The organism is Paenibacillus sp. EKM301P (assembly GCF_011800295.1).
GTDB lineage: Bacteria > Bacillota > Bacilli > Paenibacillales > Paenibacillaceae > Paenibacillus > Paenibacillus polymyxa.
Map to the genome: position 1 here is coordinate 111,774 of NZ_JAALFM010000011.1, position 14,520 is coordinate 126,293.

Below are 14,520 nucleotides of genomic sequence, written 5' to 3' on the forward strand. Positions count from 1 at the left end.
CTGTATTCAGGCTCTTTCTTTTTGTCGTTTGTTTTACAAATTTTATTTTTTTCCAAATAAATTAATTCTGGTATTAGAACCTGGTACTAAGACGTGTTATACTACATAAAGGAAGTTGCTCTTATCTTATGTATAAAGGGGAAGGTATAACTTGACTGATCAGCAACAATGGCTTGCGCCTGAATATTACAATATGACTTCGGAAATGGAACACCATGAGGCTGGTAAGACCGCACTCAAGTGGTTAAGTGAGACAGGGGAATACGAAGAAATCACCTACGGAGAGCTGTTGAAAAAGGCAAATCGGCTGGCTGGTGGACTTGCAAGTCTGGGATTTAACAAAGGAGATAGAGTTCTGGTCGTAGTACCACGGCGTATTATTGCATATGTCATTTATCTGGCATGCTTGAAGCTGGGGCTTGCTGTCATCCCATCTTCAGAAATGCTGCGGGCCAAGGATATTGCATATCGCCTTCGCCATTCGGAAGCGCGTGCAGTCATTGCCTGGACCGGAGTAACAGGTGAAGTAGATAAAATAAGTGATGATTTGCCTGCTTTGGCTCACCGCATTGTAGTCCCCGGGGACCACACAGCAAATGCACCTGGTTGGCTTGTGCTGGATGAGCTGATGGAAGGACAAGAAGATATTTTTGAAGCTGTGAAGACACACCGTGACGACATGGCCATTCTGGCCTATACTTCGGGTACCACAGGAAATCCTAAAGCTGTTGTACATAGCCATGGCTGGGGATATGCCCATCTGCGGATAACATCACCATGGTTGGACATTCAAGCTTCAGACATAGTATGGGCCACAGCCGCACCTGGCTGGCAAAAATGGATTTGGAGTCCGTTTTTATCGGTACTGGGAAATGGGGCGACTGGATTCGTATATAATGGTTCGTTCCGTCCGGGTCGTTATTTGCAGTTGCTGCAGCAATACGGAGTCCAAGTGTTATGTTGTACGCCAACTGAATATCGAATTATGGCAAAAATGGATGGTTTGGATCAATACGATCTATCCCTATTGCGCAGCGCAGTTTCTGCGGGGGAGCCGCTCAATCAGGAGGTTATCAACAAGTTTCAGAAGCAGTTCAACATTACGATTCGTGATGGCTACGGCCAAACCGAGAGTACGCTAATTATTGGAAATCTAAGAGACACACCTCTGCGCACAGGCTCGATGGGCAAATCCATTGCACCGGGACTTGTTGAGGTCGTAGACGAGGATGGTATTCCGCTGGCTCCAGGGCAAGTGGGCGATATTGCAGTGCGTGCTGATCTGCCGGCATTGTTTCATACGTATTATCATGATCCAGAACGCAAATTAGCTAGTGTGCATGGAGATTATTTTGTTACAGGAGACCGGGCTCGAAAGGACGAGGATGGATATTTTTGGTTTGAAGGACGCGGTGATGATATCATTATCAGTTCTGGCTATACCATTGGTCCTTTTGAAGTAGAAGAAGCGCTGATGAAGCATGATTCTGTGCAGGAATGTGCAGCGGTAGCCAGTCCGGATGAAATCCGTGGACATGTTGTAAAAGCCTTCATCGTGCTCAAAGCCGGAGTAGAAGGATCACCGGAGTTAGTGAAGGAACTGCAACATCATGTGAAAACATGGACGGCACCTTACAAATATCCACGAAAAATAGAGTTTATCCAGGAACTCCCTAAAACCAGCTCAGGCAAAATACGGAGAGTAGAGCTGCGTGATTTGGAGAAGCAATCCGTACTATAGTGATGAAATCATTTAGTGTAATCAAAACGGAATAGGAGCGTGGAAAAATGAGTACATTTGAATCATTGTTGGAGCAATACGCAGAACTGGTCGTAAGAGTAGGGGTCAACATTCAGCCAGGACAGGCGTTGTTGGTAACTGCACCACTGGAAACTGTTGAGTTTACACGCCTGATTGTCAGCAAAGCCTATGAAGCAGGCGCTAAATATGTACAGGTAGAGTTTGAGGACGATTCCATTACACGCAGTCGTTTTGAACATGGTGACGAAGCCAGCTTTGATTACTATCCTGCTTGGAAAGCAGACATGATGGAGAAATTCGCCGAAGAGGGTGGAGCTACGCTAACGATTAAAGTGCCGAACCCGGATTTATATCAAGGTATTGACCCGGAACACGTTTCACGCGCAACAAAGGCGGCGGCTACGGCGAGAGAAGGCTATGCTCACTATACGCGGAATGCTAAGATTAGCTGGTGCCTGATTAAAGCGCCGACGAAGGCTTGGGCAGATAAAGTATTTGCCGATATAGCAGAAGAGGACCGAATTCGTGTCATGTGGGATACGATTTTCCAAATGAATCGTGTAGACGGCTCCGATCCAATTCAAAATTGGCAGGGGCATTTAAACAATCTCGAACAGCTACAAAACAAGCTGAATCATAAAAACTATAAAAGCCTCCATTATCGTGCACCAGGAACAGATTTGAAAATTGAATTGGCCGAAAGACATATTTGGCGTGGTGGCGGCGGTGAAAACGCCCAAGGAATTTATACCGTGGCAAATATGCCGACAGAAGAAGTGTTCACAATGCCTAAGCGTACAGGTGTCAATGGCCACATCACAAGTACCATGCCACTTAATTTAAATGGGCAACTGGTAGATCGCATTACGTTTACCTTTAAGGACGGTAAGGTCACCGAATATACAGCAGAATCCGGCGAGCAGCATCTCACTCATTTGCTCGCTACAGATGAAGGGGCCTGCTATCTGGGAGAAGTTGCCCTGGTGCCGCACGATTCACCGATTTCCAATCTCAATCGCATCTTTTATAATACAGGTATCGACGAAAATGCCTCCTGTCACTTGGCCCTAGGCAGTGCGTATCCATTTAATATCGAAAATGGGACACAAATGAACCGGGAGGAGTTACTCCAGAACGGTGCCAATGTCAGCCTGACTCATGTTGACTTTATGATCGGCTCAGCCGAGCTGGATATTGATGGTGAACTGCAAGGCGGAAGCACAGAGGCTGTGTTCCGCAAAGGAAATTGGGCAATTTAGTTTAGTCTTTTCTTAATCTCACTTCACTCAACCCGCAAACGATCTGATTCGTTTTGCGGGTTTTTTCATAGCCTAATTCTCATATCTTTACTTGTTTTGTGAAATGTAAAGTGCTAAGCTAAGTTCAAACAATAATTTAAACAGTGTTTTAAATATCGTTTTAATTTTTGCTTAAATTGTTGTTTTGCTTAAAGTAGTCCGTTTCATTTGTCCTTAGGATTAAACTAAACAGGAGGAGGAAAAAGATGAGTCACCCAGACAAAAAACAACAGACCAAAGAAAAAATTCTACAGTCTACGCTGGAGTTTATCCAAAAGAAAGGTTTCGAGGCGGTTACAATCCGAAAAATTGCTGACCTGTCTGGTACTAATATTTCTCTAGTTAATTATTATTTTGGCTCCAAAGAAAATTTGCTCAGCGAAGCTATCGAAGTGATCCTAAACAGCTTTCAGCACACATTTTCTGTTTTGGACAATACAGCGATGCCCCCGCAAGATAGACTGAAACAATTTTTACTTAACTATTTACAGGTCATTCGCCAATATCCAGAGCTACTATCACGAATTATTGTGATGGGCAGCACGCCCTTTACATCTCAACAGGAATACGGAAGATTTTTAAACATAATGGGGTTTCCAAAGGTCCAGAACACAATCAAGGAGCTAACAGGTGAGCAACAGCCAGAGCGGTTGTTAGCTATGATGCTGCAAATATTCGGAGCCATTTTTCTGCCTGCACTGATGAGTCCAATTCTTGAATCTGGAGCAGTTGTGGAAATGCCTACAATAGAGGAACAATTAAACCTGCTGTTTGAAAGATATTTTGATCAAAAATAAATCTCAGGGGTGAATACCATGGAATTTTTGAGAAAATATTGGCAAGATGCAGGAGGCATCATTGGAGTGGCTGTATGTATTGTTTTGCTTATGAATTCAGCCATCTTATCGGATCTATCAGGCATACTGTGGTTAAGCTTTGTGGCAATTTTGTTTCACCAATTTGAAGAATACCGCTGGCCCGGATATTTTGCGGGTTTATTTAACAATGTTTTGTTTAAAAGTGAAGCCCCGGATCATTACCCCTTGAACACTCAATCAGCGATGATCATTAATGTGGCAATTGCCTATGTATTTTATCTACTCCCCGTCTGGTTTCCCCACGTAATCTGGCTTGGACTCGCACCTGTGTTGATGGGATTTTTTCAGGTCATCTGGCACGGAATTGTTGTCAATCTCAAAGCAAAAACTGTATATAATCCCGGTTTGTGTACGGCAGTTCTCCTGCATGTCCCTGTCGGAATCTGGTATATCCATGAAATTGTAAAGCGAGACATTCCTACGGCAATAGACTGGATTGCAGGCACAATCTACTTTGTTTTTGCTATATACATTTTTATTGTGAAAGGGAATATATGGTTGAAGAAGAGTGACTCCCCTTACGCCTTTTCTAAACAACAGCTAGGCGCTTACGATCGCAGGTAGGATGTATTAGAAATTTATAACGCTATTGTTTACAAGTTGGATACAAGTAGAGGTATTCTCGAAACGAGGTTCGGTTACACTTGGTTTGTACTCAAGAACAAGGAAAGAGTGATCTCATAATGAAACCTATACATCAATCTCGCAATCGTAAAAAGTTAGCTTGCAAGCTAGTTACTACCAGCGCTTTATTAGCAATCGGTTTTGCTGTAATGACAGGATGCGGCAATAGTGGAGAAGCAAGCTCAATTGCTCCATCTACAACAAAATCAGCCACACCATCTGCCAGTAATTCAACAGATCAGAACACAGACATCAATACAAATGAGCAAGATACTCCCAATAACAAGACGAATACAGATATCAGTAAGCCTAGTGCGGATGCAGAAAATTCCAAGAAACCTGGAAAAAAGTCTGATCAAGGTTTAACCTCGACACAGCAGAAACCTGCTAGTAGTACAGCCACACCTGACAGTAAACACGGCTCCGCGACTGCTATAATGAGCGCAGCCAAGCAGGGGACGTTGCCTCATCTGCCTAAAGGTCTTGGTCTAGGAACGAGCAGCGATCTGTTGTTCGAGCTATGGGGGAAATCCGATTCTGGTTCTACAGGCCCTATGAGAAGTTACGCCAAATATCATACAGATCTCATACTGGATGGAAGTGACAAAGTTACAGAAATTACTTCTTTCGACCCACAATATAAAAAGTTGCTTATTAATCAAGTTATTAGCGAACTAGGCCAGCCCACAGAAACAATTGACACCTCTAAAGACACATCCGGCACAGCAGAAGCTAATTATACGATCAACAACACGTCAGATCTTAGTTATTATTTAGTATTTTCTTATCAAATCAAAACGCAAAAGGTCAATTATGTTCGGTTATACTTTAACACGATGACGCCATAATGGAGTGTGCCAAAGGAGTCGTTTCCATCATGATTAGGGAGGCGACTTTTTTGGTCGATTGCATTTTTAGAGTGTGACATTTATACTAATTAGTAATTGATTAATCACTACTAGGAAAATGTAACAAACAAAGGATGAGAAAATATGGCTAAAGCTACATCAACATCAATAAATCGCCAAAAGGAAATCATATCTGCTGCTATCGAAGTCTTTGCAGAGATGGGCTACTATCGAGCTACAACGGCCAAAGTTGCGGAACGGGCCAATATTTCTCAGCCCTATGTTTTCCGCTTTTTTGCTACCAAGGAAGCTTTGCTTATTGAAGCGTTGAAGGTTTCATTTGCACGCATCATAAACTCTTTTCACCAGGTCATTCATTCGGCTTCGTCTGAGCAGTTAGAGCAAGAACTGATTGCAGCCTATTCGCAAATTATGATGGACTATCGCAATGAAATACTCTTACAAATGCAGGCGCAGACGATCCGTGAGGATGTGGTTGTAACCGTGATGCAACAGGGGCTACGTGAGATCCATACGACGGTCTATAATGCTTTCCGGCAGGCAGATATTGAACAAGCCATGGAAAAAACGATGCTTTTTCTCGCCAGAGGCATGCTATGTAATATCTCGATGTCGCTGGATCTACCAGAACTGATGAAAATAGACGATTAATTTTATGTATGCAGTAGAGTCGCGCTTTTGTGCGGCTTTTTTTGTTTGCTTTTAGTTAGTACAAGGCATAAATTCGTTAGTTTCTGAGCGAAAGGAGCTAACTAGGTTGACAAGGGAAGCGAGTCTCGTTATTCTTATACCCATAGGGGTATATGTATAAAGAAAATAGTGCTAGACTAACCCACAAAAAAAGGCGGAGGTTATAGAATGTCATCAATTAACAATATCCAAGCAGATCATATTCTTGATTGCAAAGGGCTAGCTTGTCCTATGCCTATTGTAAAAACAAAAAAGGCTATGAATGACCTCGTTCCCGGAAAGATTATGGAGGTTCAAGCGACTGACAAAGGTTCATTAGCCGATTTTCAGAGCTGGGCTAAAAACACTGGACATCAATATTTGGGCACTCTCCAAGAAGGAGATGTAATGCGACATTATTTACGCAAAGCAAATCCGGCTGAAGTGATGAAGGAGCAAATATTTTCTTCTACGATAAGCCATGAAGAGCTACAAGCAAAATGTTCTTTAAAAGAGAACTTCATTTTGCTCGATGTTCGTGAACCCGCCGAATTCGCGCTTAAACATATCCCTGGATCTAAACATATCCCTCTTGGCGAACTGGAGAACAGACTTTCTGAACTTAACTTGGAAGAAGAGATCGCAGTGATCTGCCAAGCTGGAGCACGCAGTGAAAGGGCCTGCCGCTTGTTGGCAGACAAAGGAGCTAAAAACGTCAAATCTGTGCTTTCAGGCATATCCGACTGGGCAGGAGAAACAATGGGGAGCGATTCTATATGAGTACAGCAGCAGGAACTTATGCAGAGAATCAAGAGCAAGCTCAGCCCAAAACAACGATTATATTATTCAGCGGCGAGCTGGATAAGGCACTTGCTGCATTCATTATTGCGAATGGAGCGGCGGCATATGATCATGAAGTAACTATTTTCTTTACATTTTGGGGACTAAATATATTGCGTAAGGATGAACTCATACGCTCCAATAAAGGAATGCTCGAAAAAGCCTTTGGCTGGATCATGCCTCGTGGACCGAAAAAGCTAGCACTTTCCAAAATGAATTTCGTCGGACTGGGACCACAGATGATCAGGCATGTCATGAAAAAGCACAATGCGCTTTCCTTGCCGCAGCTTATAGAGTTGGCACGAGAGCAGGGCATCAAGCTCGTTGCTTGTACCATGACAATGGATCTATTAGGACTGCAGCAAGCAGAGCTAATAGATGGTCTGGAGTATGCTGGAGTGGCCGCCTACTTGGGGGATGCTTCACAGGGGAAGGTGAATCTATTTATTTAGGGTATTCTATTTACTTTTTTGGTTTATAATATACCTATACGTGTATATGGTAAGTCAGAAAAGGAGTGCATTACTTATGGATTACAATTACAGTGATGAACTGAAAACGCGCTTGAGGAGGATTGAGGGCCAGGTGCGTGGGGTGCTTCGTTTAATGGATGAGGGAAAGTCGTGCAAGGATGTAGTCAGCCAGCTATCAGCTGTACGCAACGCATCAGATAAAGCAATAGCCCAAATTGTAGCAGAAAATCTGCAACGTTGTATATTGGAAGAGCGAGAAGCTGGAGGAGATACAGATAAGCTGGTTAAAGAAGCAATTCAGCTGCTGGTGAAAAGTAGATAATTATGTGAATACACGAAAACAAAGAATATATAATAGCCGTAATTAAAAAAGTTCGCTGCCTATATCTGGCGGCGGGCTTTTTTTCGGACAACTTTAGGAATGGAATAAGCCTCTGTTTATACAGAAGTATACGAGTGTAAATAACCCATAAGAGAAATAACTTCTTTCGGAGGGTATATGTATGGAGGTATTTGTCACAATTGGTGTCAAATTGATCATCAGCTTTTTTGGCCTATGGCTTATTACTTTTATTACAGGTCGAAAAACACTCAGCCAGTTAACACCGCTCGATTTTCTGACCTCATTGGTATTAAGCGAAATTGTAGGGAATACGTTATATGACGATAAGGTGACGATCTGGCATCTTTTGTTTGCTCTAGCACTATGGTGCGCGCTGGCCTACTTTTTCGAGAAAGCGACGACCCATTTTGTGAAATTTGGATATATGGCAGAAGGTCGAACAGTGCTGCTCGTAGATAAAGGGCAGGTTAATCAAAAAATGCTGGAGAAATATGATATAGAATTTACACAGCTACTCTCCATGCTACGCCAGCAAAATATTTTTACTCTGCGTGAGGTCTGGTACGCTACTCTAGAGACGAACGGCTCATTGTCAGTCATGCGCAAACCCGAATACGAGCCACCCGCCGCTCAGGATATGGGAATCGATGCACAGCCTGACCTTTTTTCTGTTACTGTCATTGATAAGGGAAGGTTGCTAAATGAATCTATGCGTGGGAAGTCAATCGATATTGAACAGATTAAAGTAAAGGTGCGAGAGCAGGGATATGATAGTATCGACGAGATTGCCTATGCAGAATTTAGCGAGGATGGGACACTTCACATCGTGCCGATGAAATAGAAAAAGCACAATAAAAGAGGCTGTATACTTGAATGATAGACATACTATAGTTCTGCGCTTCTTACCGTGTATGGTGTAGCTGCTGAGATAGAGGCATAACTTCGGAGTATTGAACTACCGTATCCTTATGAAGAGGACTGTTTATTTGTCTTTTTTCTTTTTTTAATAACAATAACGGTAAACAGTAACAAAGGGAGGAAAATTTGAAAAATAGGAAACCAGGAATTAAGAACAAATTTTCGACCGATTACCATGTGATGAATATAGTTAGGGGACAAAAAAGAAAGACCATAAATAAGTGCTGCCAGGGGAAGAATCCATTTTTTAAATCCGACTCCGGTTATTTTTTCTAGTCCTATCACAGCACCATTAAAAAATAAAGACATTTTGATGATCAAGCCAAGAAAAAGAAGCAAGGTGAAAAGGGCATCCATTCGTTCGAACAGATCTGCTAATTCAATCAACTGAACGGCTTCCAAAAGAGGAAGTGTGCTATTGGCGGCGATCTTGGGTCCGAGAACAAAAATATCCAATTGATTAACAAATGTTAGAGCAAGTGCGGTCATGATATAGGCAAAGGAAACGGGTTTTGTGAGATTCCGGCCTTTATGTACAAGCGGATAAAATACAAGAAATAACACAGTTTGTCCGAATGGAAAGGAGATCAGCTCAGGAATAGCGGCTTTAAATATGGGTTTCCATCCTTCCTCTAAAACCGGAAGAGAATTTTCCAAGTGAAAGAGACCAGTTGCCGGAATTAATATACTAATTATGGCGTATCCAAGTACAAAAAAAGGGAAAAGGAACAAGCAAAATAAGAACAATGCTTTGTAGCCGTAACGAACCGTGTTGGATACGACCACGATTGTGATCAAGATGATGATCCACAAAGGGGTTTGGCGGAGCAAAGTCATTACTGTTACCTCGCCTAAATCGCGTATGTTTCGAGATGCTTCATATGTAAAATACATCACAAAAAGTAAGTTAATGATTGTACCCACATATTTCCCTGTGTAACGGCGAAACAACATGAACAAATCCAAATCAGGATCTTGATGGTGAATAGCAAGATGGAGCTTTAGCAGAAGAAGTCCTGCTAAAGCTCCTACCAACATAACTAACCAAGCATCTTGCTTTGCTTCAGCTCCCATTAAAAACAAAGTTGTACTTCCAACCTCAAACAAAGACATACAAATGATCAGCTCGGATACTCGGATTGTATTTTTACGCATTGCTTCAATTCACCTCTCCCTGCTTATTCATTTTTCAACAGTTCGTTAAAAGATTTTTCGAATAATCCCGGACGTGCAAGCTTCATTTTCACACCTATTTTTATATCCATGTTTGCGAACTCTTCAGGCCATGTCTCTTTTATTTTTTTCCAGTCTTTTGGATACTTGTGATGAATTTTATTTCCAACACCAATAAGGTCGATATTCTTTTGCTGTAAGGCTTTCCAGCCTTCCTGAATTTGTAATTTGATTATTTCCGCTGCTTGCATCTGCAATTGATGTATACTTTGCATATCTTTCATTTCTCTTTGCGAAGAGGCTGACAGAAGATCACCAGTAGCTTTAACGTCAACGTTGAGGTAATAATGATTTAAATTCTTGATTGGCGTAACCTTAACCTTGGCTTTCCGGATGAGGAAAGCGGACATAACATTTCCATCCACATAGTTTACAGTAGTGTTTTTAATCTGGTTGTTTAACCATGAAACCCCCATACTTTCCTTTTCATTTAGGAAGCCGACTCTCTTGTCTTTCTGAAAAATACTTAAGCCCGATAACTTGAGTTTATTTTTGGCGGAGGTTTCCTTGAAAACATCAACGGAATCTAGTTTCTCGGGTTCGGTGCCCTCAAGAGATATTTCTGGAACTCCGGCTGCACCACTATCGGAGCTGATTTTTGAAATAAATTCATACATGGATAGTGCAGGATAAATCGATCCTAATTTGCTATCTCTTTCTACAATTTTTTCTAAAGCTTGACCAGGAATTTTCTCTGGTGGTACAAGCTTTCTCAAAAAATCACGAGCCTCTCCGTTGGCAATGAATACTTTTACAGTTTCTCGTGAATCAAGGTTGCGGAGGTAAATATCAATAATCTCTTCAATGCCTTGTTCTGCTGCTTTTTTTCCAATAACGAGTATATTATTTTGGGCGAAATATAGTTTACGTGGGTATTCCAGGCTACTCTTCATAACGGTCTCTCTCAATGTTTTTCCATGTGTAGAAAAGGTATGTACAGCGCTTTGCGATGCCCCGGTGGAAGAACCACCTGATCCAGTCGACATGGCTGATGGAATTATAATTTGATAGGTATTGATCCAGTCGCCTTTATGTCCATCAATTCCAGTTGCTGTTGTGATGGCTAATTCGTTCAATTCTGTACGATCTACGCACCCTGTAAGTAATAATCCTGCAATAAACAGAACATAACTAACTCTTAATTGCCGCACCATTGATCTCTCCTATTTTTGGGTATCAGACTTGTCATTATTTTTGATTTCATCCGAACTAGCAGGGTATTGGTGAGCTGCCTGTCTTGTCTGGTTATGTCCCGTTTTTTCGCTAGGTCTGGTTTTCATAGCCCACCACGGAGCTCTGATGATAAGGTCCTTCATATTAGATTTAAAGGTGGGGCTGTAGGGCACAAAATAATCAACTCCGAATGATTTGAGAGATACAAGATGAACAAGAAGGGGGATAATTCCTATCAGAATACCGAATAAGCCCAGAGCCCCTGCCAGTAGCATAAGTGCAAAACGCAACAACCTGACTGCTGAAGCCATACCAAAATACGGGATGACAAAGTTCGATATAGCAGTGAAGGCAACAACGATAACCATTGCACCTGAGACCAGTCCGGCTTGCACCGCTGCCTGCCCGATAACCAAAGCTCCTACAATGGAAACGGCTGGTCCGATGACCCGTGGCATTCGCACACCTGCTTCACGAATCACTTCAAACATCAATTCCATCATTAAAGCTTCCAATAATGCAGGAAAAGGAGTTCCTTCCCGTTGAGCCATCAGCGTAATTAACAGCGTGGTGGGGATCATTTCCTGTTGGAAAGTCGTCAAGGCTATAAATAGAGAGGGAAGCAACAATGAGACTAGAAAAGATACCACACGAAGAGCCCTTAAAAAAGTTGAAATGTCATATCTCTGGTAGTAGTCTTCGGCCGTCTGAAAGAAATTAAAGAAGGTTACAGGTGCAATCAGAGCGAATGGCGTCCCATCGACCAGAACAGCTACTTGTCCGTCTAAAAGGCTACCTGCGACTGTATCCGGACGCTCTGAGTTTAGCATGGTGGGAAAGAGACTAAGTGGTTCATCCTGTATGAATTCTTCGATGTAGCCACTTTCAAGTATGCTGTCTGTATCAATGGATTGAAGCCGTTTAGTAATTTCATGCACTACTTCTGGATTAGCGACACCTTCAATGTAAGCTAAAATGATTTTAGTTTGTGTATATCGCCCAATAATATGACTATCAAATTTAAGGTCAGGTGTCCGCAATTTTCTTCTGATCAGTGTGATGTTGGTTGAGATATCCTCCGTAAATCCTTCTTTAGGACCCCGCACTACGGTTTGGGTACTGGGTTCCTGAATAGCTCGTCTTACTCCGCCGCCGATGGAAACTGCCAGGGCATATGTACTTCCATCGATAGCAATGACAGCATTGCCGGAGAGGATGGATTGATAAATTTCATTTTGCGAGTGTATCATTTGAATATTTCCTGATGGGATTGTTCTTTTTATTAGCGAAACTGCGGTATTTTCTTCAAGCTTAAAAGAAGCTGCGGAGACCGACTCTGTAATTAAGCCCTCCATTAAATCGGAAAGCAAGTTTTGGTCAATCAGCCCCTCAATATAACAAACGGCGAGATGTCCAGCATGGATAGAACTTTCGGAAAAATCACGAATGATAAAATCAGAGCTTTGTCCGAGTTTTAATTTAAGTAAAGATAGTGTATGTGTTAATGATGGATTTATGGGTTCTGAAGAGGCCTGCTGTTTGGATTTTTCGATATCCTGTGTGTACCTTTTTCCAGGCTTCAGAACATTTCTAATCCAACGTGTTAACACAAGTAAACCCCCTCTATATTGATAAAGCATATCTTTGCCCTGCAACCCAAAAATATACGCTATTTTTATGAATTGGATACTTAGTGAAAGACATTTGGAAGCCTCATAACTCCCCATATTTCGAAAATTAAACAGCACAGGTCCAAAGCAATTTGACTTATAGAATATTTGAGTCCCGGATTGAGGAGACTACCTCTTATGGTTTTGAAATTTTAGAAAGTGGTGATCAGATTTGAGTTTCTCGGATGATCAGCTTATCTGTCTCCGATTTGAGGACGAACTAGGGTATTTTGCTAAGGCTGCTGCTCCTCCTATTTATGAGACTGCTCCATTTTTCTTTGATACCTACGAAGACTATGCTGAAGCGGCTAATCATGAGAAGGAGCATTATGTCTATTCGAGAGGAACCAATCCTACCGTTCGGATTGCAGAACAAATGATTGCTGCGCTAGAAGGTGGGGAGGACTGCAAATGTTTTGCTTCCGGAATGGCTGCTATCAGTGCCGCTCTAATGTGTAGCTTATCCGCAGGGGACCATTTGATTCTGGTCGGACATATATATGAAACTTCCGTCAGCCTAGCCAAATACTTAACGAAGTTCGATATAAACTACACCATTGTACATTCGACTTCTACGGAAGCAGTTGCTAATGCCATCCAACCGCAGACTCGTTCTATTCTTATGGAGTCTCCTACCTCGTTTACATTCGATATGGTAAATATTCAGGAGGTAACTTCACTTTCCAAAGCGAAGGGTATACGCACAATCATAGATAATTCATGGGCTACACCCCTTTACCAAAAACCATTGGAATGGGGCGTTGATATCGTCGTTCACTCCGCATCCAAGTACTTGGGGGGACATAATGATTTAATTGCAGGGGCAGTAATCGCTTCTAAAGAGATAATAAATCGTATGTATGCTGAAGAATATGAATTGATTGGCGGTTCGTTAGCCCCTTTTGAAGCCTGGCTACTCATTAGGGGGCTAAGAACACTCCCGCTCCGTATGGAAGCCCATCAAAGGAATGCTCTGTTGGTTGCCCGTTTTCTATCAGATCATCCGGCCATTTCTAAAGTAAATCATCCTGGACTTCCTTCTCACCCACAGCATGAGCTGGCATGTAGACAGCTTAAAGGGTATGCCGGATTATTCAGCTTTGAACTAAAAGATTCGGGTTATGAGGATATATGCAGAGTGATCAATAAACTGAGACTAATTCGGATCGGTGTATCGTGGGGGGCTATGGAGAGCCAGGTGATCTCACCGAACTACGGGTTCAATAAGCAGAGTCTAAAAAAACAACACATGCCCGAATCGTTAATACGCTTGGCTGTAGGGCATGAACCTGCTGAACTTTTAATAGAAGATCTAGCTACAGCTTTAAGCTAAGCGATCATTTCAGGATTTTATGTAAAAAAAGCGAAAGCAGCAGTTCCATCAATAAAGAGCTTCTGGTTTTATGATTTATAACGTTTATACCTTCGGTTGTTATAGACAAATCATTATGTGTAGGCGTGGTTCAGTAAAAAATTACACTGCGTAGAAACACAAATTATTTACTGGGAAAAATTACAACTTGCTTGATGGGTATACACGTGATAAATTATATATCCAGCCAGTTAAACGGCTGTTGAGTTGATCTTTGAAAACTGAACAACGAGTGAGTACGGATTTTGTTTATAAAATCCAAAAGAGATATTTTTTCTCGTCAGTTTCAACATGAGCTAATCGCTCTTTCTATATTGTTTCATCTTCGGTTCTTCTCATAGGAGTGGATGAAGATGAAACAGGTTGACGTTACTTTGTAACGTCTTTAATGGAGAGTT

Annotated in this window: 14 protein-coding genes; 11 read left to right on the forward strand and 3 right to left on the reverse strand. The window is 41.9% G+C overall.

The window, feature by feature from the left end:
* Positions 1-151: 151 nt before the first annotated feature.
* The 10 genes from HFD99_RS20875 to HFD99_RS20920 all read left to right on the forward strand — a co-directional run bounded on the left by HFD99_RS20875 (position 152) and on the right by HFD99_RS20920 (position 8,597).
* Positions 152-1,741, forward strand: a complete 1,590-nt coding sequence (locus tag HFD99_RS20875) for an acyl-CoA synthetase (protein ID WP_123797188.1) — start codon at positions 152-154, stop codon at positions 1,739-1,741.
* Positions 1,742-1,788: 47 nt separating this feature from the next.
* Positions 1,789-3,021, forward strand: coding sequence for an aminopeptidase (locus HFD99_RS20880; RefSeq protein ID WP_123797189.1), 1,233 nt, complete (start codon positions 1,789-1,791; stop codon positions 3,019-3,021).
* A gap of 245 nt (positions 3,022-3,266) precedes the next feature.
* A complete protein-coding gene (locus HFD99_RS20885; protein ID WP_016819037.1) occupies positions 3,267-3,857 on the forward strand; it encodes a TetR/AcrR family transcriptional regulator in 591 nt (196 codons plus the stop codon).
* Between the two features lie 18 nt (positions 3,858-3,875).
* Positions 3,876-4,502: an HXXEE domain-containing protein gene (locus HFD99_RS20890; RefSeq protein WP_025364834.1), complete on the forward strand. Its 627-nt coding sequence runs from the start codon at positions 3,876-3,878 to the stop codon at positions 4,500-4,502.
* A 119-nt stretch (positions 4,503-4,621) separates the two neighbouring features.
* Complete coding sequence (locus HFD99_RS20895; protein WP_107735052.1) at positions 4,622-5,410, forward strand: DUF4309 domain-containing protein; 789 nt, start codon at positions 4,622-4,624, stop codon at positions 5,408-5,410.
* A gap of 144 nt (positions 5,411-5,554) precedes the next feature.
* Positions 5,555-6,082, forward strand: a complete 528-nt coding sequence (locus HFD99_RS20900; RefSeq protein WP_025364836.1) for a TetR/AcrR family transcriptional regulator — start codon at positions 5,555-5,557, stop codon at positions 6,080-6,082.
* 207 nt (positions 6,083-6,289) lie between these two features.
* Complete coding sequence (locus tag HFD99_RS20905; RefSeq protein WP_107735054.1) at positions 6,290-6,880, forward strand: sulfurtransferase TusA family protein; 591 nt, start codon at positions 6,290-6,292, stop codon at positions 6,878-6,880.
* Positions 6,877-7,392, forward strand: coding sequence for a DsrE/DsrF/DrsH-like family protein (locus HFD99_RS20910; RefSeq protein WP_107735055.1), 516 nt, complete (start codon positions 6,877-6,879; stop codon positions 7,390-7,392). The genes HFD99_RS20905 and HFD99_RS20910 overlap by 4 nt, the downstream gene beginning before the upstream one ends.
* A 76-nt stretch (positions 7,393-7,468) precedes the next feature.
* Positions 7,469-7,735 carry a metal-sensitive transcriptional regulator gene (locus HFD99_RS20915; RefSeq protein WP_016819043.1) on the forward strand — a complete coding sequence of 89 codons (267 nt, stop codon included), beginning with the start codon at positions 7,469-7,471 and terminating at the stop codon, positions 7,733-7,735.
* Between the two features lie 181 nt (positions 7,736-7,916).
* On the forward strand, positions 7,917-8,597 hold the full coding sequence (locus HFD99_RS20920) for a YetF domain-containing protein (RefSeq protein ID WP_123797190.1): 681 nt from the start codon (positions 7,917-7,919) through the stop codon (positions 8,595-8,597).
* Positions 8,598-8,722: 125 nt separating this feature from the next.
* Here HFD99_RS20920 and HFD99_RS20925 read toward each other — a convergent pair whose 3' ends face one another.
* The 3 genes from HFD99_RS20925 to HFD99_RS20935 are packed head-to-tail and all read right to left on the reverse strand — an operon-like array spanning position 8,723 to position 12,690.
* The gene (locus tag HFD99_RS20925; RefSeq protein ID WP_090891140.1) at positions 8,723-9,829 is read right to left on the reverse strand and encodes a GerAB/ArcD/ProY family transporter; all 1,107 of its coding nucleotides are present in this window, start codon (positions 9,827-9,829) and stop codon (positions 8,723-8,725) included.
* Positions 9,830-9,852: 23 nt separating this feature from the next.
* Positions 9,853-11,061, reverse strand: a complete 1,209-nt coding sequence (locus tag HFD99_RS20930; RefSeq protein ID WP_123797191.1) for a Ger(x)C family spore germination protein — start codon at positions 11,059-11,061, stop codon at positions 9,853-9,855.
* A gap of 9 nt (positions 11,062-11,070) precedes the next feature.
* Positions 11,071-12,690, reverse strand: a complete 1,620-nt coding sequence (locus HFD99_RS20935; protein ID WP_123797192.1) for a spore germination protein — start codon at positions 12,688-12,690, stop codon at positions 11,071-11,073.
* Positions 12,691-12,922: 232 nt separating this feature from the next.
* Here HFD99_RS20935 and HFD99_RS20940 point away from each other — a divergent pair, with 232 nt between their 5' ends.
* Positions 12,923-14,083 (forward strand): trans-sulfuration enzyme family protein, encoded by a 1,161-nt coding sequence (locus HFD99_RS20940; protein WP_123797193.1) that lies wholly within the window; start codon positions 12,923-12,925, stop codon positions 14,081-14,083.
* Positions 14,084-14,520: the final 437 nt, after the last annotated feature.